The organism is Streptomyces coffeae, assembly GCF_016741875.1.
Classification (GTDB): Bacteria; Actinomycetota; Actinomycetes; order Streptomycetales; family Streptomycetaceae; genus Streptomyces; species Streptomyces coffeae.
In genome coordinates this window covers 445,670-468,272 of the sequence record NZ_JAERRF010000005.1, presented here as the reverse complement: position 1 = coordinate 468,272, position 22,603 = coordinate 445,670, and the positions used below count along the sequence as shown (strand labels likewise).

Here is a 22,603-nt window from a genome sequence, read left to right as displayed (position 1 = left end):
TCGCTCCCGTCTTCCGCCGTGGCGGATGGTCTGCCACAGGGGGGTGCCGAGGGCGACGATCAGGACCGCCCCGGCCAGTTGGAGCAGATGCCGGATCCAGTCGAAGCCTTCGGTGTACCTGACTCCGACCCAGCCGGCCACCGCGTTCCCCAAGATCGCTCCGAGAATGCCGTAGAGACAGGTCAGCCACAGGGGAATGTGCTGCTTACCTGGGAGGATCGCCCTGGCAATCACACCGAGGATGATTCCTACGACGATCGCCCACAGCCAGTTCATGTCGCCTCCTGACGCGGCGGGGATGCGCATTTCTTCCAGTGTTCGACCGATTCGGCTACGGCGCATGTCGGAGCGTCGGGTCCATGTCATGGCGTAACCGGGTGGCCACCCATCGGGGTGCCCCAGTCTCGAAGCCCGGGCCCGCGCGGCGTAACGTTGAGTACGTCCCAGAGCGGGGGGAGCCTGCTCCTCGATCAGGTGGTGGAACGTGATGCGGAAGCAGGGCGGCCCGGAAGTCTTCCGGATCACCGGTGCCCGCCAGGGGCTGGCCGACGATGTGCGCGGCCGGCAGCGGCGCTATGTGATCTCGATGACCGTGCGCACCATCGCCGTCGTGCTGGCCGCGGTGCTGTGGAACGTGGAGCGCCATGTGGCCATCGTGGCGCTGGTGCTGGGCGCGGTGCTGCCGTACATCGCGGTGGTCATCGCCAACGCGGGCCGGGAGAACGCCCCTTCGCTTCCCACCAGTTTCATCCCGCCTCCGCAGCGGCCCATGCTGATCTCCGCTCCGCACTCCGACGGTCCGCGGCAGGAGCCATCGGACGGCCCACAGGCGGAATCCGGCCCGGAAGACGTGGGACATACCAGCGAGGATGGACGCGGAGAACACGGCTGACCTGCCGCGTTTCCGCATGCTCAGGAAAACCTCAGATCAATCATGCTGTTCCGGTGCACTGCGCCCCATCCCTCGTGACATACTGCGTACGCGCTCCGCATCCCCCGTCGGAGCGACGGACCGACGCCGGGCGGCTCCCCCCGTGGCTGCCCGGCGTCGTCACGTCCGCGGTGGCTTCCGTAGAGTCTGCGCTGTGAACACCCGCGAGACCCCCGCCGAAGACGATGCCGTGATCTGCTCCGCCAAGGGCTGCCGCGCCCCGGCGGTCTGGGTGCTGGCCTGGAATAATCCGAAGATCCACACTCCGGAGCGGCGCAAGACCTGGCTGGCCTGCGAGGAGCACCGTGAGCATCTGTCCCAGTTCCTGGATATGCGGGGCTTTCTGAAGGACGTGGTCACGCTCGAGGAGTGGTCGGCCGCCGATCACTGATCCGGGCGGGCGGCCGACCACAACCGTGGGCCGCCCCGCTCAGCCGCCGATCGCCGACATCGGGCGGTCCGGCTGGAGGAACGACGGATCATCCAGCCCGGACCCCGCCTTCTTGCCCCACATCGCCACCCGCCACAGCCGGGCGATCTCCTCGTCCGGGGCACCGGAGCGCAGCGCCCCGCGCAGATCGGACTCCTCGCGGGCGAACAGACAGGTGCGCACCTGTCCGTCGGCGGTCAGCCGGGTGCGGTCGCAGGCGCGGCAGAACGGACGGGTGACGGAGGCGATGACGCCGACGCGGGCCGGTCCGCCGTCGACGAGCCAGCGCTCGGCGGGCGCGGAGCCGCGCTCCCCGTCGTCCTCCGGGGCAAGGGTGAAGCGGGTGCGCAGACTGGCCAGGATGTCCCCCGCGGTGATCATGCCGTCGCGCTTCCAGCCGTGCTGGGGGTCCAGCGGCATCTGCTCGATGAACCGCAGTTCGTAGTCGTGCTCCAGGGCCCAGGCGAGCAGATCGGGGGCCTCGTCCTCGTTGAGGCCGGGCATCAGCACCGCGTTGACCTTGACCGGGGTGAGCCCGGCCGCGCGGGCCGCCTCCAGCCCGCGCAATACGTCGCCGTGGCGCTTGCGCCGGGTCAGCGCCTGGAAGACCTCCGGGCGCAGGGTGTCGAGGGAGACATTGACCCGGTCCAGGCCCGCGTCGCGCAGCGCCCCCGCGGTGCGCTCCAGACCGACGCCGTTGGTGGTCAGCGACATCTTGGGGCGCGGGGCGAGGGCGGCGCAGCGCTCGACGATGGAGACCAGGCCCGGACGCAGCAGCGGCTCGCCGCCGGTGAAGCGGACCTCGGTGACACCGAGCTCGGTCACCGCGATCCCGATCAGCCGGACGATCTCGTCATCGGTGAGCAGATCGGGTTTGGCCAGCCACTGGAGCCCTTCTTCGGGCATGCAGTAGGTGCAGCGCAGATTGCACCGGTCGGTCAGAGAGACACGCAGGTCGGTAGCGACGCGACCGTAAGTGTCGATCAGCATGGTGGCAGCCCCTCCACGGTTCGCAGGCATGCGTGCGTGCGCTACGCCAATTGTCCCGCAGCGTACGCGACGGCTGTGACGATCGGATTTCCGCAGGACCATCAGGGACCGTCCAGGACCGTGAGGGGGCCGCCCCGGGCCCGTACGAACCGGTCGCTTCGCACAAGCCCGTACCAGCCCGTCGCTCGGACGAGCCGGTCAGTGCGCGCCGTATCCGGTGAGCGAGCGGACCTCCAGCTCCGCGTACTTCTTCGGGTCCGGCTCCTCCTTGGACAGCAGGGATCCCACCCAGCCGAGCAGGAAGCCGAGGGGGATGGAGATCAGCCCCGGGTTCTCCAGCGGGAACCAGTGGAAGTCGACGCCCTTGAACATCGAGCTCTTCGGATTGCCGGAGACAACCGGCGAGAAGAGCACCAGGAAGACGGAGGAGGCCAGCCCGCCGTAGATGGACCACAGCGCGCCCTGGGTGGTGAACCGCTTCCAGAACAGGCTGTACAAGATCGTCGGAAGATTGGCGGACGCGGCGACCGCGAAGGCCAGCGCGACGAGGCCGGCGACGTTCAGATCCCGGGCGAAGACCCCGAGCACGATCGCGACGATGCCGATGCCGACGGTCGCCCAGCGCGCGGCCTTGACCTCCTCCTCCTGCGTCGCCTGGCCCTTGCGGATGACGTTGGCGTACAGGTCGTGGGCGAAGGAGGACGAGGAGGCGAGGGTGAGCCCGGCGACGACGGCGAGGATGGTCGCGAACGCCACCGCGGAGATCACGGCGAGCAGCACCGGGCCGCCGAGCTCCTCGGCGAGCAGGGGTGCGGCGGTGTTCCCGGCTGGGTTCGACTTCTTGATGTCCGCCCCGTTCAGCAGCGCGGCGGCGCCGAAGCCCAGCGCGATGGTCATCAGGTAGAACACGCCGATGATGCCGATCGCCCAGTTCACCGACTTACGGGCGGCCTTGGCCGTGGGGACGGTGTAGAAGCGGATGAGGATGTGCGGCAGGCCCGCGGTGCCGAGCACCAGGGCGAGGCCGAGCGAGATGAAGTCGAGCTTGGTGGTGCCGGTGGCCCCGTACTTCAGACCCGGCTCCAGGAAGGCGTGGCCGATGCCGCTGTTCTCCGCCGCCTTGCCCAGCAGGTCGGACACGTTGAAGTCGAACTTCAGCAGCACCAGGAAGGTCATCAGCAGGGCGCCCGCGATCAGCATCACGGCCTTGACCATCTGCACCCAGGTGGTGCCCTTCATGCCGCCGATGGACACGTAGAGGATCATCACCACGCCGACGAGGACGACGATGAGGATCTTTCCGGCCTCGTTGGTGATGCCCAGCAGGAGGGAGACCAGCACGCCCGCGCCCGCCATCTGGGCCAGCAGGTAGAAGATCGACACAACGATGGTGGAGACGCCCGCGGCGGTGCGGACCGGGCGCTGGCGCATCCGGTAGGCGAGCACATCGCCCATCGTGTACCGGCCGGTGTTGCGCAGCGGCTCGGCGACCAGCAGCAGGGCGACCAGCCAGGCGACGAGGAAGCCGATCGAGTAAAGGAACCCGTCGTAGCCGGTGAGCGCGATGGCGCCGGCGATGCCGAGGAAGGACGCGGCGGACATGTAGTCGCCGGAGATGGCCAGGCCGTTCTGGAAGCCGCTGAAGGAGCGGCCGCCGGCGTAGAAGTCGTTGGCGTCCTTGGTCTGGCGGCCGGCCCATACGGTGATGCCGAGGGTCGCGGCGACGAAGACCGAGAAGAGGGTGATGATCAGCGGCCGGTTGTCCGACGCGCTTTCCACCGCGAGCTGATGAACGCTCATGCGTCGCCTCCCATGCCGGACTTGATCGCCGCGGACCGCGGGTCGAGCTTGGCGGCGGCGTGCCGGGAGTACCACCAGGCGATGAGGAAGGTGGTCAGGAACTGGGCGAGCCCGAACACCAGGGCCACGTTGATGTTGCCGACGGCCTTGGTGGCCATGAAGCCGTCCGCGTAGTTCGACAGCAGGACGTAGAGCAGGTACCAGCTGATGAACGCGATGGTGAGCGGGAAGGCGAACGAGCGGTGGGCGCGGCGCAGTTCGCCGAACTCCGCGCTCTCCTGCACCTGGGTGTAGGAGGGGTGATCTTGTAGCAGCTGTTCGCCTGGGCGATCGCCGGTTGGTGCGGTATTCACGGTTTCTCCTGGTGGGGACGGGTATGGCTGATCCAGATCACGCATCGTAGGGCGCCCTCGGCCCTTCCAACAGGGGCTAGTTGATGGAAAGACGAGGGATCCACCTGGAACCTTCGACTCCGGGTGCGGTGGCGGGTTTTCTGCCGGAATGCATTGATGGCCACGCTTGCTCAGCGATAGCTTCCTTCGTCATGTACCCGTCCAGCGCGCAACCGCGCCCGGACGGCCCGTACGGATGATGTGGAGACCCCATGGCTCATCTGAGATCGGCTCCTCCCAGACCCGGACGGCGGGCCGCACAGCGCCCGTCGCCGTCGTACCACCGCATCCGCACCACTCCCCTCCACGGCCTCGCCCCCGGCCTCGCGACGCACCGGGGCACCGAGGCGGCGGGCCCGGCCCGCCGGACCGCGGCCCACGCCGGGCGTATCCGCATCCCCCGGGTGGCGCGCTGAACGCGCGCCCGCGACCCCGGTCCGGAAATGCTGACGATCCGGCCCGGTCCGCCCGCCCCACCGTCCACGTCCACTCACAGAGAACCGGAGTACCCATGACGTCGCGCCGCTCCTCCCTGCCGCTGCGCACCGCCGCCATACCCGCCGCCATGGCACTCACCACCGCGCTGGCCTTCCTCCCGGTCACCGCGAACGCCCTCGGGCGGGACGGCCACGCCCCGGCCGCGGCCCCGGCTGCCGCCGACGGTCCGTCGATGAGCTACGTCGTCAACACCCGCCCCGGGCACCACGATTCGTCCCGCGTCCGCAAGGCCATCGCGGAAGCCGGGGGCACCGTGGTGGTGGCGTACGACCGGATCGGCGTCATCGTCGTCCACTCCGCCAACCCCGACTTCGCCAAGACCATCCGCACGGTCCGCGGTGTCGCCTCGGCCGGTGCCACCCGTACCGCACCGCTGAGCGCGCAGTCCACCACCGATGTGGGGACCCCGCATATGCTCACCGAGCGGGAGGAGAAGGCCGCGGCGGCCAAGGCCACGGCGGGTCAGGACCCGCTGGAGCCGCTCCAGTGGGACCTTCCGGCCATCAAGGCGGACAAGGCGCACGAGAAGAGCCTGGGCAGCCCGAAGGTGACCGTCGGGGTCATCGACACCGGAGTGGACGACACCCACCCCGACCTCGCGCCCAACTTCGACCGCACGGCATCGGTCAACTGTGTGGGCGGAAAGCCGGACACCTCCGACGGCGCCTGGCGGCCGGGCACCCACGAGAGCCCGCACGGCACCCATGTCGCCGGTGAGATCGCCGCCGCGAAGAACGGCGTCGGGGTCACCGGTGTCGCCCCGGGCGTCAAGGTCTCCGGTATCAAGGTGTCCACGACCGCCGGGTTCTTCTACACCGAGGCCGTGGTCTGCGGCTTCGTCTGGGCCGCCGAGCACGGGGTGGACGTCACCAACAACAGCTATTACACCGACCCGTGGTACTTCAACTGCACCACCGACCCGGACCAGAAGGCGCTGGTCGACTCCATCACCCGGGCCACCCGCTACGCGGAGCGCAGGGGTGTGGTCAACGTGGCCGCGGCGGGCAACGAGAACTACGACCTCACCGCGGACTCCATCACCGACCCCTCCAGCCCGAACGACACCACCCCGGGTAACCGCGAGGTGGACCCGAGCGTCTGCCTGGACATCCCGACCCAGCTGCCGGGTGTGGTCACCGTGTCGGCCACCGGCGCCAAGGGGCTCAAGTCCTCGTTCTCCAACTACGGTCTGGGGGTCGTGGACATCGCGGCCCCGGGCGGCGACAGCACCGCGTACCAGAAGCCGGAGCCCCCGGCCACCAGCGGTCTGATCTACAACACGCTGCCCGGCGGCAAGTACGGCTACATGGCGGGCACCTCGATGGCCTCCCCGCATGTCGCGGGTGTCGCGGCCCTCATCAAGAGCACCCACCCGTATGCCTCGGCCCGGCAGGTGAAGTCGCTCCTGGCCCACCAGGCCGATGACACCGTCTGCCCGACCCCGTACGACATCGACGGCGACGGCACGGTCGACGCGGTGTGCGAGGGCGACGAGCGGTACAACGGCTTCTACGGCGCGGGGATCGCCGACGCACTGGACGCCGTCCGGAAGTGATGGGCTGACGCAGCAGCCCGTACGGGCCGCCGGGTGGATCTCAGCACCCGGCGGCCCGCCGTACCCCGGGCACCAGAGGACAGTTGCCGACCACTACACTGGTCCAGCCGTGAGCGGTGCCCGCGGCTCGGGGGCCGACGGGCCGTCAACCCGGGTACGTGGCTTGCCCGTACCGGGGCATTGGTCCGGGCTGTCGGCACCGGCCCGTATCCTCATGGACCATGCTCGAGGACCCCACGGAAGCCGCACCGCAGCTCGCACCGCCGTCGTCGTGGCCGCCCGGCTATCCACAGGGGTACGCGGTCGTCGACGTCGAAACCACCGGGCTCGCCCGCGACGACCGCATCGTGTCGGCCGCGGTCTACCGGCTCGACGCCCGAGGCACCGTGCAGGACCACTGGTACACCCTGGTCAACCCGCAGCGCGATCCCGGCCCGGTGTGGATCCACGGGCTGACGCGGGAGACGCTGGCGGACGCCCCGCTCTTCCCGGAGATCGCCGGGGAACTCGCCGAGCGGCTGGACGGCCGGGTCCTGGTCGCGCACAACGCCGTCTTCGACTGGTCGATGCTGGCCCGTGAGTACGCCCGCGCCAAGAGCGCGGCGCCGGTGCGGCAGCGGCTGTGCACCATCGCGCTCTCCAAGGAGCTGGGGCTGCCGCTGCCCAACCACAAGCTGGAGTCGCTGGCCGCGCACTACGGCGTGGTGCAGGAGCGCGCCCACCATGCGCTGGACGACGCGCGGGTGCTCGCCGAGGCGTTCCGGCCGAGCCTCCATCTGGCCGCCACGGCCGGGCTGCGGCTGCCCCTGCTGGCCTGCAAGCCGCTGACCGAGTGGTCCGACGGACCGTCGGGTGGTATCGGCCACCAGCGCTCGTACCGGCCGACGAGCTGGCGCCCCAGCCGTAAGCGGCCCGCCTGCCCGTACCCCAACCCGGGGCGCTACGAGCCGGGCGGCGCGCTGGTGCAGGGGATGCGGGTGGCGTTCTCCGGGGACACCTCGGTCGACCGCGAGCTGCTGGAGGACCGGGCCGTGGACGCCGGGCTGCATGTGGCCACCAGTGTGTCCCGGCTCACCAGCCTGCTGGTCACCAATGACCCGGAGTCGGCCACCTCCAAGACCACCAAGGCCCGTTCCTTCGGCACCCCGGTCATCGACGAGGCGGCGTTTATGCAGCTCCTCCAGGACGTCACTCCCGCACCGCCGACAAACAGGTGAAGTCGGCGCGACGCGCCCGCCCACCGCTCGCCCGCCACCGCGCCGCGCCGCACGCTGAGGCGCATGGCACGTTGTGAGGTCTGCGGAAACGACTACGGCATGACGTTCGAGGTGCATGCGCAGGGCGCCGTCCACGTCTTCGACTGTTTCTCCTGCGCCATCCACCGCATGGCACCCGTCTGCGAGCACTGTCGCTGCCAGATCATCGGGCAGGGCGTCGAGGCGGACGGCACCTTCTACTGCGGTGCGCACTGCGCCCGCGCGGAGGGGAAGGTGGGCATCGTCGACCACGTATGAGGCCCGTCCGTACCGGACCGCGATCCGGACGGGCGGCTGTCCGAACCAGACCACCTGCGTGGATTGTCGTCCGGCGCCCCCACCGGCCGGGGGACAATCCACGCCGAGTAGTGTCAAGGCCGTGTACCGCTTTCTGTTGACCCGGCAGTGGGTGATCCTCACGCTGGTAGGGCTCGTCCTGATCCCCACCATGGTCCGGCTGGGGTTCTGGCAGCTCCACCGCCATGAGCACCGGGTCGCGCAGAACCAGCTGATCGGGGACAACCTGAAGGCCCCTGCGGTGCCCGTCACCGACCTCACCGCCCCCGGCCGCACCGTCCCCCGCGAGGACACCTGGCGGACCGTGCGGGCCACCGGCACCTACGACACCGCCCATGAGGTCGTGGTCCGCCAGCGCACCGGCTCCGACGAGCAGTCCATCGGCTACTTCGTCCTCACCCCGCTGACCCTCCCCGGCGACAAGGCCGTCCTGATCAACCGCGGCTGGATCCCGGCGGGCACGGACCTCACCCGGTACCCCAAGGTGCCCGCCGCCCCCTCGGGCGAGATCACCGTCACCGGCCGTCTCAAGGCCGACGAGACCACCGCCGACAGCGGGATCAAGGACAAGCGGGGGCTGCCCGCACGACAGGTCAGCCTGATCAACAGCGAGCGGCAGGCCAAGGAGCTGTCCCGGCCGGTGCTCGGCGGCTATATCGAGCTGACCTCGTCCTCCCCCAAGGGCGGCAAGCAGCCCGATCCGGTGGCCGCGCCGGACCACAGCAGCATCGGCCCCCACATGGCGTACGCCATTCAGTGGTGGCTGTTCGCGGCCGGGGTGCCCGTCGGCTGGTTCGTCCTGGTCCGCCGGGAGCGCCGGGACCGCGCCGCCGAGAGCGCCGCCACGCCCCAGGAGAAGGTCCCGGCCGCGGCCGGCGCCGAGTAGCTTTCCGCTTCCAGGGAAGATGCCCGGTGTGTCTCAGCGCATCGACGGCTACGCCCTCATCGGGGACCACCAGACCGCTGCCCTGGTCGGCCGGGACGGCTCGGTCGACTGGCTGTGCCTGCCTCGCTTCGACTCGGCCGCCTGCTTCGCCGCGCTCCTCGGCGACCACGACAACGGCCACTGGCGGCTGGCCCCCCGGGGCGCGGGCGATTGCACCCGCCGGAGCTATCTCGAGGAGTCCCTGGTCCTGGAGTCCGTCTGGGAGACGGAGTCCGGCACCGTCAAGGTGATCGACTTCATGCCGCAGCGCGACCGGGCGCCCGATGTGGTCCGTATCGTCGAGGGCGTCTCCGGCAGCGTCGAGATGCACGGCGTCCTCCGGCTGCGGTTCGACTACGGACATGTGATCCCCTGGGTGCGCCGCGACGACCACCACCGGATCGCGGTCGCCGGACCGGACTCGGTCTGGCTGCGCTCGGAGCCGGAGGTGCGCACCTACGGCAAGGACTTCAGCACCCGCTCGGAGTTCACCGTCTCCGCCGGGGAGAAGGTGGCCTTCGTACTCACCTGGCACCCCTCCCACCAGCCCAGGCCCCGGCTGATCGACCCGTACGACGCACTGCGCTCCAGCCTCGAGGACTGGCGCTCCTGGGCCGCCCGGTGCAGCTACCGGGGCCCGTACCGGGAGGCCGTGGTGCGCTCCCTGATCACGCTCAAGGCGCTCACCTACGCGCCCACCGGCGGAATCGTCGCCGCCCCCACCACCTCCCTGCCCGAGTGTCCGGGCGGGGTGCGCAACTGGGACTACCGCTACTGCTGGCTGCGGGACTCCACCCTCACCCTGAACGCGCTGCTGTCCGCCGGATACCGCGACGAGGCCGTGGCCTGGCGTGACTGGCTGCTGCGGGCGGTCGCGGGCGACCCCGCCGAGCTCCAGATCATGTACGGCCTCGCGGGCGAGCGGCGGATTCACGAGCATGAGCTCGACTGGCTGGAGGGGTTCGCGCTCTCCGCCCCCGTCCGGGTGGGCAACGGCGCGGTGGCCCAGCGCCAGCTCGACGTCTACGGCGAGGTCCTGGACACCCTGCACCTGGCCCGGGTGTCCGGACTGCCCGCCGAACCGCATGTCTGGCGGATGCAGAACGCGCTGATGGACTTCCTGAAGTCCGCCTGGCGCGACCCCGACGAGGGGCTGTGGGAGGTCCGCGGCCCGCGCCGCCACTTCGTCCACTCCAAGGTGATGGCCTGGGTCGCGGCCGACCGCGCGGTGCGCGCCATCGAGGCGAACCCGAAGCTGGGCGGGGACGCGGACCGCTGGCGGGCGATGCGCGACGCGGTCCACCGCGAGGTCTGCGAGAAGGGCTACGACGCCGCACGCTCCACCTTCACCCAGTCCTACGGCTCGGCCGAGCTGGACGCGGCGACGCTGCTGATCCCCCGGGTGGGGTTCCTGCCCGCCGCCGATCCACGGGTCATCGGCACCATCGACGCGGTCCGCCGCGAGCTGAGCGAGGACGGTCTGATCCGCCGCTACACCACCGACGGGGACGCGAACGTGGACGGGCTCCCCGGCCGCGAGGGCGCGTTCCTCGCCTGCTCCTTCTGGCTCGCCGACGCACTCCAGCTCGCCGGCCGCCGCAAGGACGCCCGCGCCCTCTTCGAGCGGCTGCTCGGCCTGCGCAACGACGTCGGGCTGCTGGCCGAGGAGTACGACCCGGCCACCGACCGGCTGCTGGGCAACTTCCCCCAGGCGTTCAGCCATATCGGCCTGGTCGGCACCGCCCTTACCCTCGCCGGGGGGACCACGGCACACTGACCCCATGGATCTTGGACTCAAAGACCGGGTGTACCTCGTCACCGGAGCCACCCGCGGGCTGGGCCTGGCCACCGCCCGTGAGCTGATCGCCGACGGTGCCAGGGTGGTCCTCACCGGGCGTGACGCGGACACGGCGTCCGCCATCGCCGCCGAGCTGGGCCCGGGTGCCCTCGGGGTCGGCGCCGACAACGCCGACCCCGCCACCGCCGCGCGTCTGATCGCCACCGCCCGCGAGCACTTCGGGCGCTTCGACGGGGTGCTGATCAGCGTCGGCGGACCCCCGGCCGGGCCCACCGCCGACATCACCGACGCCCAGTGGCAGACCGCGTTCGACTCGGTCTTCCTCGGCGCGGTCCGGCTGGCGCGCACCGCCGCCACGGAGCTCACCCCGGGCGGGGTGATCGGCTTTGTGCTGTCCGGATCCGTACGGGAGCCTATCCCCGGCCTGACCGTCTCCAACGGGCTGCGCCCGGGGCTGGCCGGATTCGCCAAGTCGCTCTCGCTGGAGGTCGGCCCGCTGGGCATCCGGGTCATCGGGCTCCTCCCGGGCCGGATCGACACCGACCGGGTGCGCGAGCTGGACGGCCTGTCGGGCGACGCGGACGCGGCGCGGGAGCGGAACAGCGCGACGATTCCGCTGCGGCGGTACGGCACGCCTGAGGAGTTCGGCAGGTCGGCGGCGTTCCTGCTCTCCCCCGCGGCGTCGTACATCAACGGCGTGATGCTCCCGGTGGACGGCGGCGCCCTGCACGGCATCTAGCAGCGGACGGCCCGGCCAGGGCCGGGCCTTCCGGTCGGTGCCGGGCTTGCCCGGCGGGTGCCGGGGCCTACCGGTCGGGACCGGGGCCCAGCGGAGCACCCGGCCCGGTCGGTGCCGGTACGGGGGCTTTCCCGGCGTCGGCGGGCCCTACGGCCGCTCTCCGGGCGGACATCCACTCCGCATGCCCGAGCCTGCCCGGCCGACGCCCGGGCCGGTACCGAGTTCTTCCCAGCACCGGTGCCGGCCTTCCGGCCGACGCCCGGGCGGGTGTTCCACCACGCCCGCTCAGCCGGTGGCTGGAGCCCTTCCCGGCCAAGCAGCGGGACACCGGGACCCTCCCGCCCGGGCATTGGACCCTCCGGCCGACACCGAGGCGGGGCCTCTCACAGCGGGCCTCCTCGGCGAGACGCCGGGCCCGCCAGGCCGATATCCACGGCCCTGCCCAGCCGACAACCGAGCCGTTCCCAATCCCACCCGGCACCCGAGCCGGGGCCGGGCCCTCCTCCGATCCCGGGGCCGGGCCTGTACTGGGCTTTCCAGCCGACGCCCGGGCGGACGACTGCGCATCGCCCGCTCCGCAGCCCGGACCACCCCCGCGGGACACCGTCCCGCCCGGCCGGTGCCCAGGCCCGTAGCGGGGCGTAGCGGGCCGCCCCGGCGCGTTCCCTGCCGGGCACCGGGCGGACGTCCGCACAGCGTCCGCTCCGCCCGGTGGGGTCCCTCCCGGCACCTGGGCGGCGGGCGGTCGTTCCTACAGCGCCCGTTCCGCCCGGTGGCGGGTCCCGCGCAGCCGGACCTCGGCGGGCAGCCGGTCGAGGCCGGCCGATCCGCGGGCGTGCTCCAGTGCCTCGTCGCGCAGCCGTTCCAGCGTCTCCACCGGCTCCGCCCGTGGCTCCAGCACCAGCCCGATCCGGGCCTCCGGGGCGGTCCGCCGCCTGCCCCGCAAGCGCACATCGGCTCGGTCGACGCCCTCCAGCGCCTCCGCGTCGGCCGCCAGCACCGCTTCCAGGGCGCGGCCCCGCAGCAGCGCCCCCTCGCCGTCGCCGGTCTCCACCAGCACCTCGGCCAGTCTGCGCTGCCGCAGCTGGGCCAGCGCCCACCACAGGGCGAGCAGCACCATCAGGGCGAGCACCCCGATGACGACGGGCCACCACCATGAGGTGTCCCGCCAGCGGGTGCGGTCCGCGCGGCTCAGCACCACATCGCCCCGCCCGTCGAACGGCGGCCATCCGGCCAGCGTCAGCGCGCCCATGGCCAGCAGCACCACCCCGACGACCGCCAGCAGCACGCGGTTGACGATCCGCAGCATCAGCGGTCACCCCTTCGCCGGTCGGCGGACGCGGACGGTCAGCCCGGGCTGCCGGGCCAGACCCAGCTGCCGGATGCCCTCGCCGAGCACCGTGACCAGATCCGCCCGTACCTCGTCCAGATCGCGGAAGTGCGCCTGGGCCCGGGCACGGACCCGGTGGCGGCTGACCGAGACCCGCACCGAGCGGACCCCGGACACCTCCATCGCGCGGTCGCGCAGCACCAGTCCGGCGGCGCCGCGGTCGATCCCGGCCCGGATGCCGTCCGTCTCCCGCATCGGCAGCAGCCCGCGCAGCCCCGGTGTCACCGCCAGCACCACCATCCACACGCCCACCACGACCAGGGCGGCGGCCACACCCACGACCCAGCCGTCGTCGAGCGTCCGGGTGGCGAGCTGATCGGCGAGCCAACTCCGCCACTCCATCGCGGTCCGGCCCGCGCGCACCGCCGCCACGTCGTACAGCAGCAGCCCGGCCGCGGCGGCGACGGCCAGCGCGAGCAGGGCGGCCGGGACCCGGCGCGCGGACCAGAAGCGTCCGGTGCGCCGGTGGTCACCACCGGTCCCGGCGCCGGACTCCGGTTCGTACGCCGCCATCGACGCGGACTGCCGCGCCCCGCGCTCCGCGTTCATCGCATCCGGTCCTCGTTCATCGCACCCTCCCCCGCTCCGCGCGGTCCAGCAGCGGCGAATGCAGCCGCTCCACCATCACCGCCACCTCGGACACCTCCATACCCGCCAAGGCACCGATCCGCTCCCTGACCTGACGGCGCACCGCCCGGCACCGCGCGCCGATGTCGGAGGGATAGCCGAGTTCGACGGCGACCCGCACCCGGGCGACCCGCTCGTGCACCGCGACGACCGCGTGCGGCGGCAGCGCGTCCGCGCTGTCCAGCGCCTCCCGCGCCGCCTGCGCGGCGATCTTCGCGACGACACGGTCCGCGATCCGCGTCGCGCCCCGCTCCCCGGGTTCGACCACGACGCCGCCTCACCGGTGCCGCTCGCCGCGGCCGCGGGAGCGGAAGAAGTCGCCCGGTTCCAGGTCCCCGTCCAGGAACCGGCCCGCGACGAACCCCACGAAGCCCAGTGCGGCCACCAGCAGAAAGGCCCCGAAACCGCCGAAGTATCCGGCGAAGGCCAGCGCCATCCCCGCGATCATCCCGACCACGGCCATGCTCATCGTGTGCTCCCCTACTGGAGCCGACCGGAGCCGTCACCGGCCTACTGGAGCCTGGGCTCCGTCGATTCCTCTTCTTCGTCCGGCAACTTCACATCGCTGACCGCGATGTTGACCTCGACCACCTCGAGTTCCGTCATCCGCTCGACCGCGGAGATCACGTTCTCCCGTACGGCGCGGGCGACATCGGCGATCGAGACGCCGTAATCCACCACGATCTCCAGGTCGAGGGCGGTCTGCACCTCACCCACCTCGGCCTTCACACCACGGGCGACCGACTTGCCGCCGCCGGGCACCCGGTCCCGTACAACCCCGAAGGTCCGCGCGAAACCGCCGCCCATGTCATGGACCCCGACCACATCGCGGGCCGCCATTCCGGCGATCTTCTCCACGACGCCGTCGGCGATGGTGGTCCGCCCCCGGGAGCCTGGATCGCCCCCGCCGCGCCGGGTGGGGACGGCACCGCCGCCCAGCGTCCTGGGGGTGGCGGCGGACGGCTCGGTGGCAGGGTTCTCGGGCCGGTTCCGTGGTGCGGTCTCGGACATCACCGGTCATCCCCTTCCGAGGAGAAAGGTTCCGAGGCGAAGAGCGCGAAGAAGGTTCTTCTTCCACGCCTCCCCGCCCTTACTGCCACAGTAAAGGCGCATTCCCCGAACCGCCCCGGAGATGCGGCACTCGCGCGATCAGGCGCCGGTAAGTATCCGCTCACGCCGGATGTGCGGCAGGCTGAACCCAGTGGCACACAGGGCGTCACACAAGCCTTGAGAGGTGATGGCAGTGGTCACGGGCCAGCTCGCTCACGCGGTGCGGCAGCAGCTGCGGCTCGGCCGGCTGCTGCCACTCGGCGGACCGGAGGACGGTACGTGGCTGACCGAGCAGGCGGCGGAGGGGGTGCTGCGGCGGGTCGCCGCCGGGGTGCCCGGGATCCGTCTGGACGGGCTGCGCATCGGACCGGCCGACCCCGACGCCGTGGGCGTCTCCGCCGTACCGCCCCCGCCGAGCGCACTGCCGCCGGTGCCGCTGCGGATCGGCGCGGAGTGCGGGGCCACCGTGGACGAGCCGCTGCCGGTGGCGGCGGACCGGCTGCGGAACGCCCTGCTCGAAGCGGTGACGGACCGGCTCGGCCTGGCGGTCGACGCGGTGGATCTGCGGGTGACGGAGGTGCTGGACGGGCCCCCGCCGCCGCTGTCGCCACCGCGGAAGCGGGACGCGGACCAGCCGGTGTCGCCGGAGGTGGTCGGCAGCCGTGAGGCGGCGGCCGCCGCGGCGGCGCGGGCGGTGCCCGGGGTGACGCGGCTGGCGCCGGTGCTGGGCTCCGCGCGGGGAGTGCACGCCGACGAGGCTCATCTGCGGCTCGAGGTGGCAGTGGCGGCCGATCACCGCGCGCTGGACGTGGCCCGGCAGGTGCGGACGGCCGTGGCGGAGGCGGTCGCGCAGCCGGTGACGGTGGCCGTGCTGATCACCGCGGTGGATGTGATCGCCTAGCTATGGTCCGTGTTCAAAGGGGGCGTCCGGCCGCGAGCCGGACAGTGCCTGAGCGCTGAGCCGTGCCGACGCGGGCGGTCGCGCTCTCAGCGCCGCTCAGCGGTGGGCCTCCGTACGCAGCGCCTCCACGGCGCGCTCCAGCTCCGACACCCGGTCGGCCAGTTCGGCCGCCTCGGAGCCCTCGGTGCCGCGCAGCAGCATCTCCGTACTGGCCAGCTGTTCGGCGATGGTCACGAACCGGTCCTCCGAAGGGGTGACCCGGTCGCCGATCAGCCGCCGTCGCAGCTGCTGGGCCTGGGCCTCGAGCTGGCGGGTCTTGCGGTGCAGCTCCAGGAAGACATTGACCTTCGTGCGCAGCAGCCACGGGTCGAAGGGCTTGGTGAGGAAGTCGGCGGCGCCGATCGCATAGCCGCGGTAGGCGTAGTCGGAGTCGGCGTCGGTCCCGGTCAGCAGGATGATCGGGACGTCTTTGGTCTGGTCGAGCCGTTTGATGTTGGCCGCGGTCTCGAAGCCGTCCATCCCCGGCATCAGGATGTCGAGGAGCACCACGGCGAAGTCCTGCCGCAGCATCGCCTTCAGCGCCTCCTCACCGGAGTGGGCGCGGACCAGTTGCTGATCGAGCGGGCCGAGTACGGCTTCCAGCGCGATCAGGTTCTCGTCCATGTCGTCGACGATCAGAATCCCGGCCTTGTCAGAGGCGCTGGTGGTCATGACTCCCCCTGTCTGGGCCGCGGCGGACCGGCCTCCCCGAATCCGCTCTCATCCGGTGTGTCCTGGGCCTCGTCCTCGGCCTCGTTCCCGGCCTCGTCCGGGACGGTGTTCTCGTCCTCCGTCCACGCGTCCTCCGGCAGCGGCACCTCGGCCGTCTCCGCGTCCGCGCCGCCCCCGGGGTCGAGCAGATCGACGATGGCCGACATCAGCCGGTCGACATCCACGGGCTTGGGCACATAGCCGTTGGCGCCGCTGTCGATCGCCTTCTCGCGGTCGCCGGGCATGGCCTTGGCGGTGAGGGCGAGGATCGGCATGTCGGCGAGCCGTGGGGTGCTGCGGATGGCGTGGATGGTTTCGTACCCGTCCATCTCCGGCATCATCACGTCCATCAGGACCAGGGAGACATCCGGGTTGCGGTGCAGCACCTCGAGGCCCTCGCGGCCGTTCTCCGCGTACTTCACGGACATGCCGACCCGGCCCAGCACATGGGTGAGGGCGAAGACGTTCCGGATGTCGTCGTCGACGATGAGGATGCGACGCCCGGCCAGCACCCGGCCGGGGCGGCCGACCTGCCATTCCTTGAGCCGGGTGGTCTCCGGCCAGGCCTCGTCCCGGCCGTCGGGCATGTGGGTGCCCAGCCCGCCATCGCCGAAGACGCCGCTGGGGGCGTGGTCGGCGGTGTCCGGCAGCGGTTCGTCGGGGGCGGGCAGCGCCGCCGGGACGGTGGAGCCGGTGGCCCGGGGGTCGGAGACGTCGGGGGCGGGGACGACCCCGGAGTAGTGGGACGGGATGTAGAGGGTGAAGCAGGAGCCGACGCCGAGTTCGCTCTCGGCCATGATCCGGCCGCCGAGCATTCCGGCGATCTCCCGGCTGATGGACAGACCGAGGCCGGTGCCGCCGTACTTGCGGCTGGTGGTGCCATCGGACTGCTGGAACGCCTCGAAGATCACGGGCAGTTTCTCCGGTGGGATGCCGATCCCGGTGTCGGCGACGGAGAAGGCGATGACGGCGTCGGCGTCCCGCAGCGTCTCCTCCTCGAAGTCGGCCCCGGGCGACCGCTCGACGCGCAGGGTGACCCCGCCGGAGGAGGTGAACTTCAGGGCGTTGGAGAGCAGATTGCGCAGGATCTGCTGGAGGCGCTGCTCATCGGAGAACATCTCGCGGGGTACGTCCTCGCCGACGGCGATCTCGAAGGACAGCCCGCGGTCGACGGCCAGCGGCCGGAAGGTGGCGTTGACGTAGTCCAGCAGCTTCACCAGCGGCAGCTTCTTGGGGCGGACATCCATCCGGCCCGCCTCGATCTTCGACAGATCCAGGATGTCGTTGATCAGCTGGAGCAGGTCGGAGCCGGAGCGGTGGATGGTGGTGGCGAACTGCACCTCCTGGGAGGAGAGCCGCTCGTCGGCGTTGTCGGCGAGCAGCCGGGCCAGGATCAGCAGGGAGTTCAGCGGGGTGCGCAGCTCGTGCGACATGTTCGCCAGGAACTCGGACTTGTACTGCGAGGCGGTGGCCAGCAGCGCGGCCTTCTCCTCCAGCTCCGCGTTGGAGCGCTGGAGCTCGTTGGACCGCTGGCGCAGCTCGGTGGTGAGCCGCTGCGATTCGGACAGCAGAGACTCGGTACGGGCGTTGGCGATGATCGTGTTGATCGAGACGCCGATGGTGTTGACGAACTGGTCGATGAAGGCGAGGTGGACCTCGCTGAACCGGCTGAACGAGGCCAGCTCGATCACTCCGAGCACCTGGTCCTCGTAGAGGATCGGCAGGATGACCACGCTGGCCGGGAGGGCGGATCCGAGGCCGGAGTTGATGGTGATGTAGTCCGGCGGGACGTTGTTGATGAGGATGCGCTTCTTCTCCAGGGCCGCCTGGGCGACCAGACCCCGGCCGGGGGTGCCGGTCTGCGGCAGCGGGCCGTTGTCCTGGTTGGTGCCGTATCCGGCGATCAGCTCCAGGCCCTCACCGGGCCCGGCTCCGGCGGCGCTGAGGAAGAACGCCCCGAACTGCGCGTTCACCAGCGGGGTCAGCTCGCGCAGGATCAGATCGGCGACCTCGACCAGATCCCGGTGGCCCTGCATCAGGGAGGCGATACGGGCGAGGTTGGACTCCAGCCAGTCCTTGGCGCGGGTGGTCTCGCGGAGGTTGGCGACCATCAGGTTGACGTTGTTCTTCAGCTCGGCGACCTCGCCCTGGGCCTCGACCGAGATGGAGCCGGACAGATCGCCCTGGGCGACGGAGGAGGCGACTTCGGCGATCGCGCGCACCTGGGTGGTGAGGTTGAGGGCGAGGTCATTGACGCTGGTGGTCAGTCGCTTCCAGGTGCCGTAGACGGCTTCGACCCGGGCCTGGCCGCCCAGCTGTCCTTCGCTGCCCACCTCGCGGGCCACGCGGGTGACCTCGGAGGAGAAGGCGGAGAGCGTGTCGACCATCGTGTTGATGGTGGTCTTCAGCTCCAGGATCTCGCCGCGCGCGTCCACGTCGATCTTCTTCGACAGATCGCCCTGGGCGACGGCGGTGGCGACCTGGGCGATGTTGCGGACCTGGGAGGTCAGGTTCCCGGCCATGAAGTTCACGTTGTCGGTGAGGTCCTTCCAGACCCCGGAGACGCCGGGGACCTGGGCCCGGCCGCCGAGCTCGCCCTCGGTACCGACGTCACGGGCCACTCGGGTCACCTCGTCGGCGAAGGCGCGCAGCTGCTCGACCATCGTGTTGACGGTGTCCTTCAGCTCCAGGATCTCGCCCCGGGCATCCACGGTGATCTTCTTCGACAGATCGCCGTTGGCCACCGCCGTGGTCACCTGGGCGATGTTGCGCACCTGGGAGGTCAGGTTCAGGGCCATGAAGTTGACGTTGTCGGTCAGTTCCTTCCAGACCCCGGATACACCGCGCACCTGGGCCTGACCGCCCAGGTTGCCCTCGGTGCCGACCTCGCGGGCCACCCGCGTCACCTCGTCGGCGAAGGACGACAGCCGGTCCACCATGGTGTTGATCGTCGACTTCAGCTCCAGGATCTCGCCCTTGGCCTCCACCGTGATCGTCTTGGACAGATCACCCTCGGCGACGGAGGTGGCGACCTGGGCGATGTTGCGGACCTGGGAGGTGAGGTTGTCCGCCATGAAGTTCACGTTCTGGGTGAGGTCCTTCCACACCCCGGAAACGCCGCGGACCTGGGCCCGGCCACCGAGCTGGCCCTCGGTACCGACCTCACGGGCCACCCGGGTCACCTCGTCGGCGAACGCGGAGAGCTGGTCGACCATGGTGTTGATCGTGGACTTCAGCTGGAGGATCTCGCCGCGGGCGTCCACGGTGATCTTCTGGGAGAGGTCACCGGTGGCGACGGCGGTGGTCACCTGGGCGATGTTGCGCACCTGGGACGTCAGGTTGGACGCCATGAAGTTCACGTTGTCGGTGAGGTCCTTCCAGACCCCGGAGACCCCGCGGACCTGGGCCCGGCCACCGAGCTCGCCCTCGGTACCGACCTCACGGGCCACCCGCGTCACCTCGTCGGCGAACGCGCGCAGCTGGTCGACCATGGTGTTCACGGTCAGCTTCAACTCGAGCAGCTCACCGGTGGCCTCGACGGTCACCTGCTGGGTGAGGTCGCCGCGCGCGACCGCCGTGGTGACCACGGCAATGTCGCGGACCTGGGCGGTCAGCCGCGACGCCATGGTGTTGACGGCCTCGGTCACGGTCCGCCAGTCGCCGGAGAGCCCCTGGACCTTCGCCCGGCCGCCGAGCCGGCCCTCGGTACCGACCTCACGGGCGATCCGGGTCAGCTCGCCGGTGAACAGCGAGAGCTGGTCCACGGTGCGGTTCACACCGCGGCCGAGGCGGCGGAGATCGCCGCGGAGCTGGCGGTTGCCGTCGTGCAGATCCACCCGCTGGGTCAGATCGCCGGCCGCGACGGCGTCCAGCACCCGGGTGGCGTTGGAGACCGGCCCGACCAGCGCGTCCACCAGCTGATTCGCCGCGTCCACACTGGATGTCCAGGTGCCTTGGCCGGGGCTTGCGCTGATCCGTTCGTCCAGCCGGCCCTGGCGCAGCACCTCACGGCGTACGCGCTGGAGTTCATCGGCCAGATGCGCGTTGCGCAGCACCAGTTGGTTGAAGATTCCGGCCATCTCGCCGAGGACACCCTCGGCCGAACCGTCCATACGTACGGTGAAATCTCCGTCACACAAGGCATGCATGGCCGCCAGGAGGGATCGCAACTCGGCCGAGCACACGGCCTCCTGGCCCCGCTCCGCGCCGGACGGCTGGGCGGGCGGCGGACGTTCCGATGAGGAGCGCCGGACGGTAGACGTCTCCGTGGGATTCGGGTCGAGTGCCATGGCGTCGTCCCCTAATGATCATTTCATATCCCTACGTCTGTCATAATATGGCACCTAGATGGCCTAATCCGCCCAAATATCCAGGAGCCGCACGTGGGAGCCTTGCTTCCTCTCTCGCGTGAGTCCGTCCAGCGGACGACGCTGCCTGGAAGCGTGCGCGCGCCCGGTGCGGCCAGGGCCTTTGTCCGGACCACGCTGACCGGGGCAAACGCCATGGAGACCCTGGGGCCGCGGACCCTGGCCGTACGGCTGGTGGACGACGCGGTCCTGCTGGTGAGCGAGCTGGTCACCAATGCCGTCCTGCACGCGGGCACCCGGGTCGAAATCGTCTGCCGCCTCCAGGGCGGGCACGGACCGGCCGAGCCCGCCCGGCCCACCGCCCCGGAGGAGCCGACCGCCCCCGAGGACGAGCCACGGCGCCCCGGAATCGTCGTGGAGGTGTCGGATCTCCACCCCGCCAGCGCGGTGTACGGCGGACCGGAAGCCCAGCGCCGGGGCCGCGGCCGGGGTCTGCAACTGATCGGCGCCCTCGCCGAGTCCTGGGGGGTGACCTATCAGCGCACCCGGAAGACGGTGTGGTTCCGGCTGGACGCCGAGGAGGAGGAGCCCGAGCTCGAAGCCGTCCCCACCAGCGCGCTCGGCCGTGAGCTGCGATTTGCCGAGACCCTGGCCCCCTCCCCGCTGCGCGGGCGCCGCGACACCACCGCCGAGTGGGTCGACCGCGGCGGTCCGTCCTTCCTCGCCGAGGCCAGTGAGCTGTTGACCGGCCAGCTCGACGAGAACATGGTCGCCGCCCTCGCCGGACAGCTGCTGGTGCCCCGGCTGGCCGACTGGTGCGCGGTCTGGCTGAGCACCGAGTCCGGAGGGCTGGAGCTGGCCCGTGTCTGGCACACCGACGAGCGCCGTATCGACGCGCTGCGGGTGGTCCTGGAGGCACATCCGCCGCCCAGCGGGCTCGGCACCGCGGGCACCCCCTGGCCCTGGCCGCAGATCGCCGACACCCATGGCACGGGCGGCTCCGCGCTGGCCTTCCCACTGATCGCCCACGGCCGCAGCCACGGGGTACTGCTGCTCGGGCGGGCGGGAGTGGCCCAGATGACCGAGGGTGTGGTGCGGCTGGCGGAGGATGTGTCGCGGCGGGTGGCGCAGGCCGTGGCCACCGCCCGGCAGTACACCCGGCAGGCGACGATCAGCAGGGCGCTGCAACGCCGCCAGCTGCCCACCTCACTGGCCCATATCCCGGGGATCGACACGGCGATCGTCTACGAACCGCACGGCGAGGGCCAGACCGTCGGCGGCGACTTCTACGACCTGTTCCCGATGGGCGAGCGCTGCTGGTGTTTCCTGCTGGGCGATGTGCAGGGCAGCGATCCGGAGGCCATGTCGGTCACCGGGCTGGCACGCCATCTGGTCCGGCTGCTGGCCCGTGAGGGCCATGGCGTGGAATCGGTGCTCAGCCGGCTGAACCAGGCGCTGGTGGAAGAGGCCGCGGAGGCCGTCGCGGTCGGCGGCGAGCAGGCCCGCCCACGCTTCCTGAGCGTGGTCTACGGGGAGCTGGATCTCACCGCGGGCGACGGCGGAGGCGCCCGCTGCACCCTGGCCAGCGCCGGACATCCGCTGCCGCTGCTGCTGACTGCGGACGGTGCGGTCAGCCCGGCGGCCACCCCCCAGATGCTGCTGGGCATCGACGAGAACCCCGGCTTCCACACCGACACCTTCGATCTGGCGCCGGGCGAGACCCTGCTGTGCGTCACCGACGGGGTGACCGAGCGGCGCAACGGCAACCGTCAGCTGGACGACGACGACGGCCTCGCCGACATCCTGCGGGGCTGTGTGGGGCTGGGCGCCAAGGCGGTCGCGGAGCGGGTACGGCGGGCCACCCATGAGTTCAGCACCGAGCCGATCGACGACGATCTCGCGGTGCTGGTGCTGGAGGCGGTGCCCGCGGTGACGGTGGAGCTGCTGCGGGAGGCGTGAGGCGGTGC

At 71.2% G+C, this 22,603-nt stretch carries 22 protein-coding genes; 11 read left to right on the top strand and 11 right to left on the bottom strand.

Annotated elements, in window-relative coordinates; genetic code table 11:
• On the bottom strand, nt 1–276 hold a 276-nt coding region (locus JK363_RS11390), incomplete at its 3' end, for a GlsB/YeaQ/YmgE family stress response membrane protein (protein WP_201874414.1).
• A gap of 211 nt (nt 277–487) precedes the next feature.
• Here JK363_RS11390 and JK363_RS11385 point away from each other — a divergent pair.
• Nucleotides 488–892, top strand: coding sequence for a DUF3099 domain-containing protein (locus JK363_RS11385; RefSeq protein WP_201874462.1), 405 nt, complete (start codon nt 488–490; stop codon nt 890–892).
• 193 nt (nt 893–1,085) lie between these two features.
• A complete protein-coding gene (locus tag JK363_RS11380; protein ID WP_201874412.1) occupies nt 1,086–1,322 on the top strand; it encodes a hypothetical protein in 237 nt (78 codons plus the stop codon).
• Between the two features lie 39 nt (nt 1,323–1,361).
• On the opposite strand, the gene moaA is transcribed toward JK363_RS11380, so the two are convergent.
• From moaA to JK363_RS11365, 3 genes are all read right to left on the bottom strand, one after another.
• Entirely contained in the window at nt 1,362–2,351 is a 990-nt protein-coding gene (gene moaA, locus JK363_RS11375) for a GTP 3',8-cyclase MoaA (RefSeq protein WP_215910757.1), read from the bottom strand.
• A gap of 198 nt (nt 2,352–2,549) precedes the next feature.
• Nucleotides 2,550–4,151: a monocarboxylic acid transporter gene (locus tag JK363_RS11370; protein ID WP_201874408.1), complete on the bottom strand. Its 1,602-nt coding sequence runs from the start codon at nt 4,149–4,151 to the stop codon at nt 2,550–2,552.
• The gene (locus JK363_RS11365; protein WP_307821682.1) at nt 4,148–4,504 is read right to left on the bottom strand and encodes a DUF485 domain-containing protein; all 357 of its coding nucleotides are present in this window, start codon (nt 4,502–4,504) and stop codon (nt 4,148–4,150) included. The genes JK363_RS11370 and JK363_RS11365 overlap by 4 nt, the downstream gene beginning before the upstream one ends.
• A gap of 251 nt (nt 4,505–4,755) precedes the next feature.
• On the opposite strand from JK363_RS11365, the gene JK363_RS11360 reads away from it, so the two are divergent.
• The 7 genes from JK363_RS11360 (at nt 4,756) to JK363_RS11330 (ending at nt 11,611) form a co-directional block, all read left to right on the top strand.
• Nucleotides 4,756–4,959: a hypothetical protein gene (locus JK363_RS11360; RefSeq protein ID WP_201874404.1), complete on the top strand. Its 204-nt coding sequence runs from the start codon at nt 4,756–4,758 to the stop codon at nt 4,957–4,959.
• A gap of 95 nt (nt 4,960–5,054) precedes the next feature.
• Nucleotides 5,055–6,596, top strand: a complete 1,542-nt coding sequence (locus tag JK363_RS11355) for a S8 family peptidase (protein WP_236075665.1) — start codon at nt 5,055–5,057, stop codon at nt 6,594–6,596.
• Between the two features lie 221 nt (nt 6,597–6,817).
• On the top strand, nt 6,818–7,813 hold the full coding sequence (locus tag JK363_RS11350; protein ID WP_201874403.1) for a DEDDh family exonuclease: 996 nt from the start codon (nt 6,818–6,820) through the stop codon (nt 7,811–7,813).
• A gap of 63 nt (nt 7,814–7,876) precedes the next feature.
• Nucleotides 7,877–8,110 (top strand): metallothionein, encoded by a 234-nt coding sequence (locus JK363_RS11345; protein WP_201874402.1) that lies wholly within the window; start codon nt 7,877–7,879, stop codon nt 8,108–8,110.
• Nucleotides 8,111–8,231: 121 nt separating this feature from the next.
• The gene (locus tag JK363_RS11340) at nt 8,232–9,035 is read left to right on the top strand and encodes an SURF1 family cytochrome oxidase biogenesis protein (protein WP_201874401.1); all 804 of its coding nucleotides are present in this window, start codon (nt 8,232–8,234) and stop codon (nt 9,033–9,035) included.
• Nucleotides 9,036–9,063: 28 nt separating this feature from the next.
• On the top strand, nt 9,064–10,851 hold the full coding sequence (locus JK363_RS11335; protein WP_201874400.1) for a glycoside hydrolase family 15 protein: 1,788 nt from the start codon (nt 9,064–9,066) through the stop codon (nt 10,849–10,851).
• A 4-nt stretch (nt 10,852–10,855) separates the two neighbouring features.
• Nucleotides 10,856–11,611: an SDR family oxidoreductase gene (locus tag JK363_RS11330; protein ID WP_201874398.1), complete on the top strand. Its 756-nt coding sequence runs from the start codon at nt 10,856–10,858 to the stop codon at nt 11,609–11,611.
• A gap of 751 nt (nt 11,612–12,362) precedes the next feature.
• Here the strand turns inward: JK363_RS11330 and amaP are convergent.
• From amaP to JK363_RS11305, 5 genes are read right to left on the bottom strand one after another with little or no spacing between them, the layout of a single operon-like run.
• A complete protein-coding gene (amaP, locus tag JK363_RS11325) occupies nt 12,363–12,920 on the bottom strand; it encodes an alkaline shock response membrane anchor protein AmaP (RefSeq protein ID WP_201874397.1) in 558 nt (185 codons plus the stop codon).
• 6 nt (nt 12,921–12,926) lie between these two features.
• Nucleotides 12,927–13,550, bottom strand: coding sequence for a DUF6286 domain-containing protein (locus JK363_RS11320; RefSeq protein WP_201874396.1), 624 nt, complete (start codon nt 13,548–13,550; stop codon nt 12,927–12,929).
• Between the two features lie 16 nt (nt 13,551–13,566).
• Nucleotides 13,567–13,896 carry an Asp23/Gls24 family envelope stress response protein gene (locus JK363_RS11315; protein WP_201874395.1) on the bottom strand — a complete coding sequence of 110 codons (330 nt, stop codon included), beginning with the start codon at nt 13,894–13,896 and terminating at the stop codon, nt 13,567–13,569.
• 9 nt (nt 13,897–13,905) lie between these two features.
• Complete coding sequence (locus tag JK363_RS11310; protein WP_201874394.1) at nt 13,906–14,097, bottom strand: hypothetical protein; 192 nt, start codon at nt 14,095–14,097, stop codon at nt 13,906–13,908.
• A gap of 41 nt (nt 14,098–14,138) precedes the next feature.
• A complete protein-coding gene (locus tag JK363_RS11305) occupies nt 14,139–14,639 on the bottom strand; it encodes an Asp23/Gls24 family envelope stress response protein (protein ID WP_201874392.1) in 501 nt (166 codons plus the stop codon).
• 226 nt (nt 14,640–14,865) lie between these two features.
• Here JK363_RS11305 and JK363_RS11300 point away from each other — a divergent pair, with 226 nt between their 5' ends.
• A complete protein-coding gene (locus tag JK363_RS11300) occupies nt 14,866–15,579 on the top strand; it encodes a nucleopolyhedrovirus P10 family protein (protein WP_201874390.1) in 714 nt (237 codons plus the stop codon).
• A 96-nt stretch (nt 15,580–15,675) separates the two neighbouring features.
• On the opposite strand, the gene JK363_RS11295 is transcribed toward JK363_RS11300, so the two are convergent.
• The gene (locus tag JK363_RS11295) at nt 15,676–16,290 is read right to left on the bottom strand and encodes a response regulator (protein ID WP_201874388.1); all 615 of its coding nucleotides are present in this window, start codon (nt 16,288–16,290) and stop codon (nt 15,676–15,678) included.
• Nucleotides 16,287–20,477, bottom strand: coding sequence for a HAMP domain-containing protein (locus tag JK363_RS11290; RefSeq protein WP_215910839.1), 4,191 nt, complete (start codon nt 20,475–20,477; stop codon nt 16,287–16,289). Before JK363_RS11290 ends, JK363_RS11295 begins: the two co-directional genes overlap by 4 nt.
• Nucleotides 20,478–20,711: 234 nt before the next feature.
• Between JK363_RS11290 and JK363_RS11285 the strand changes: the two genes are divergently transcribed.
• Nucleotides 20,712–22,595 (top strand): SpoIIE family protein phosphatase, encoded by a 1,884-nt coding sequence (locus JK363_RS11285; RefSeq protein ID WP_201874387.1) that lies wholly within the window; start codon nt 20,712–20,714, stop codon nt 22,593–22,595.
• The last annotated feature ends 8 nt before the right edge of the window (nt 22,596–22,603 follow it).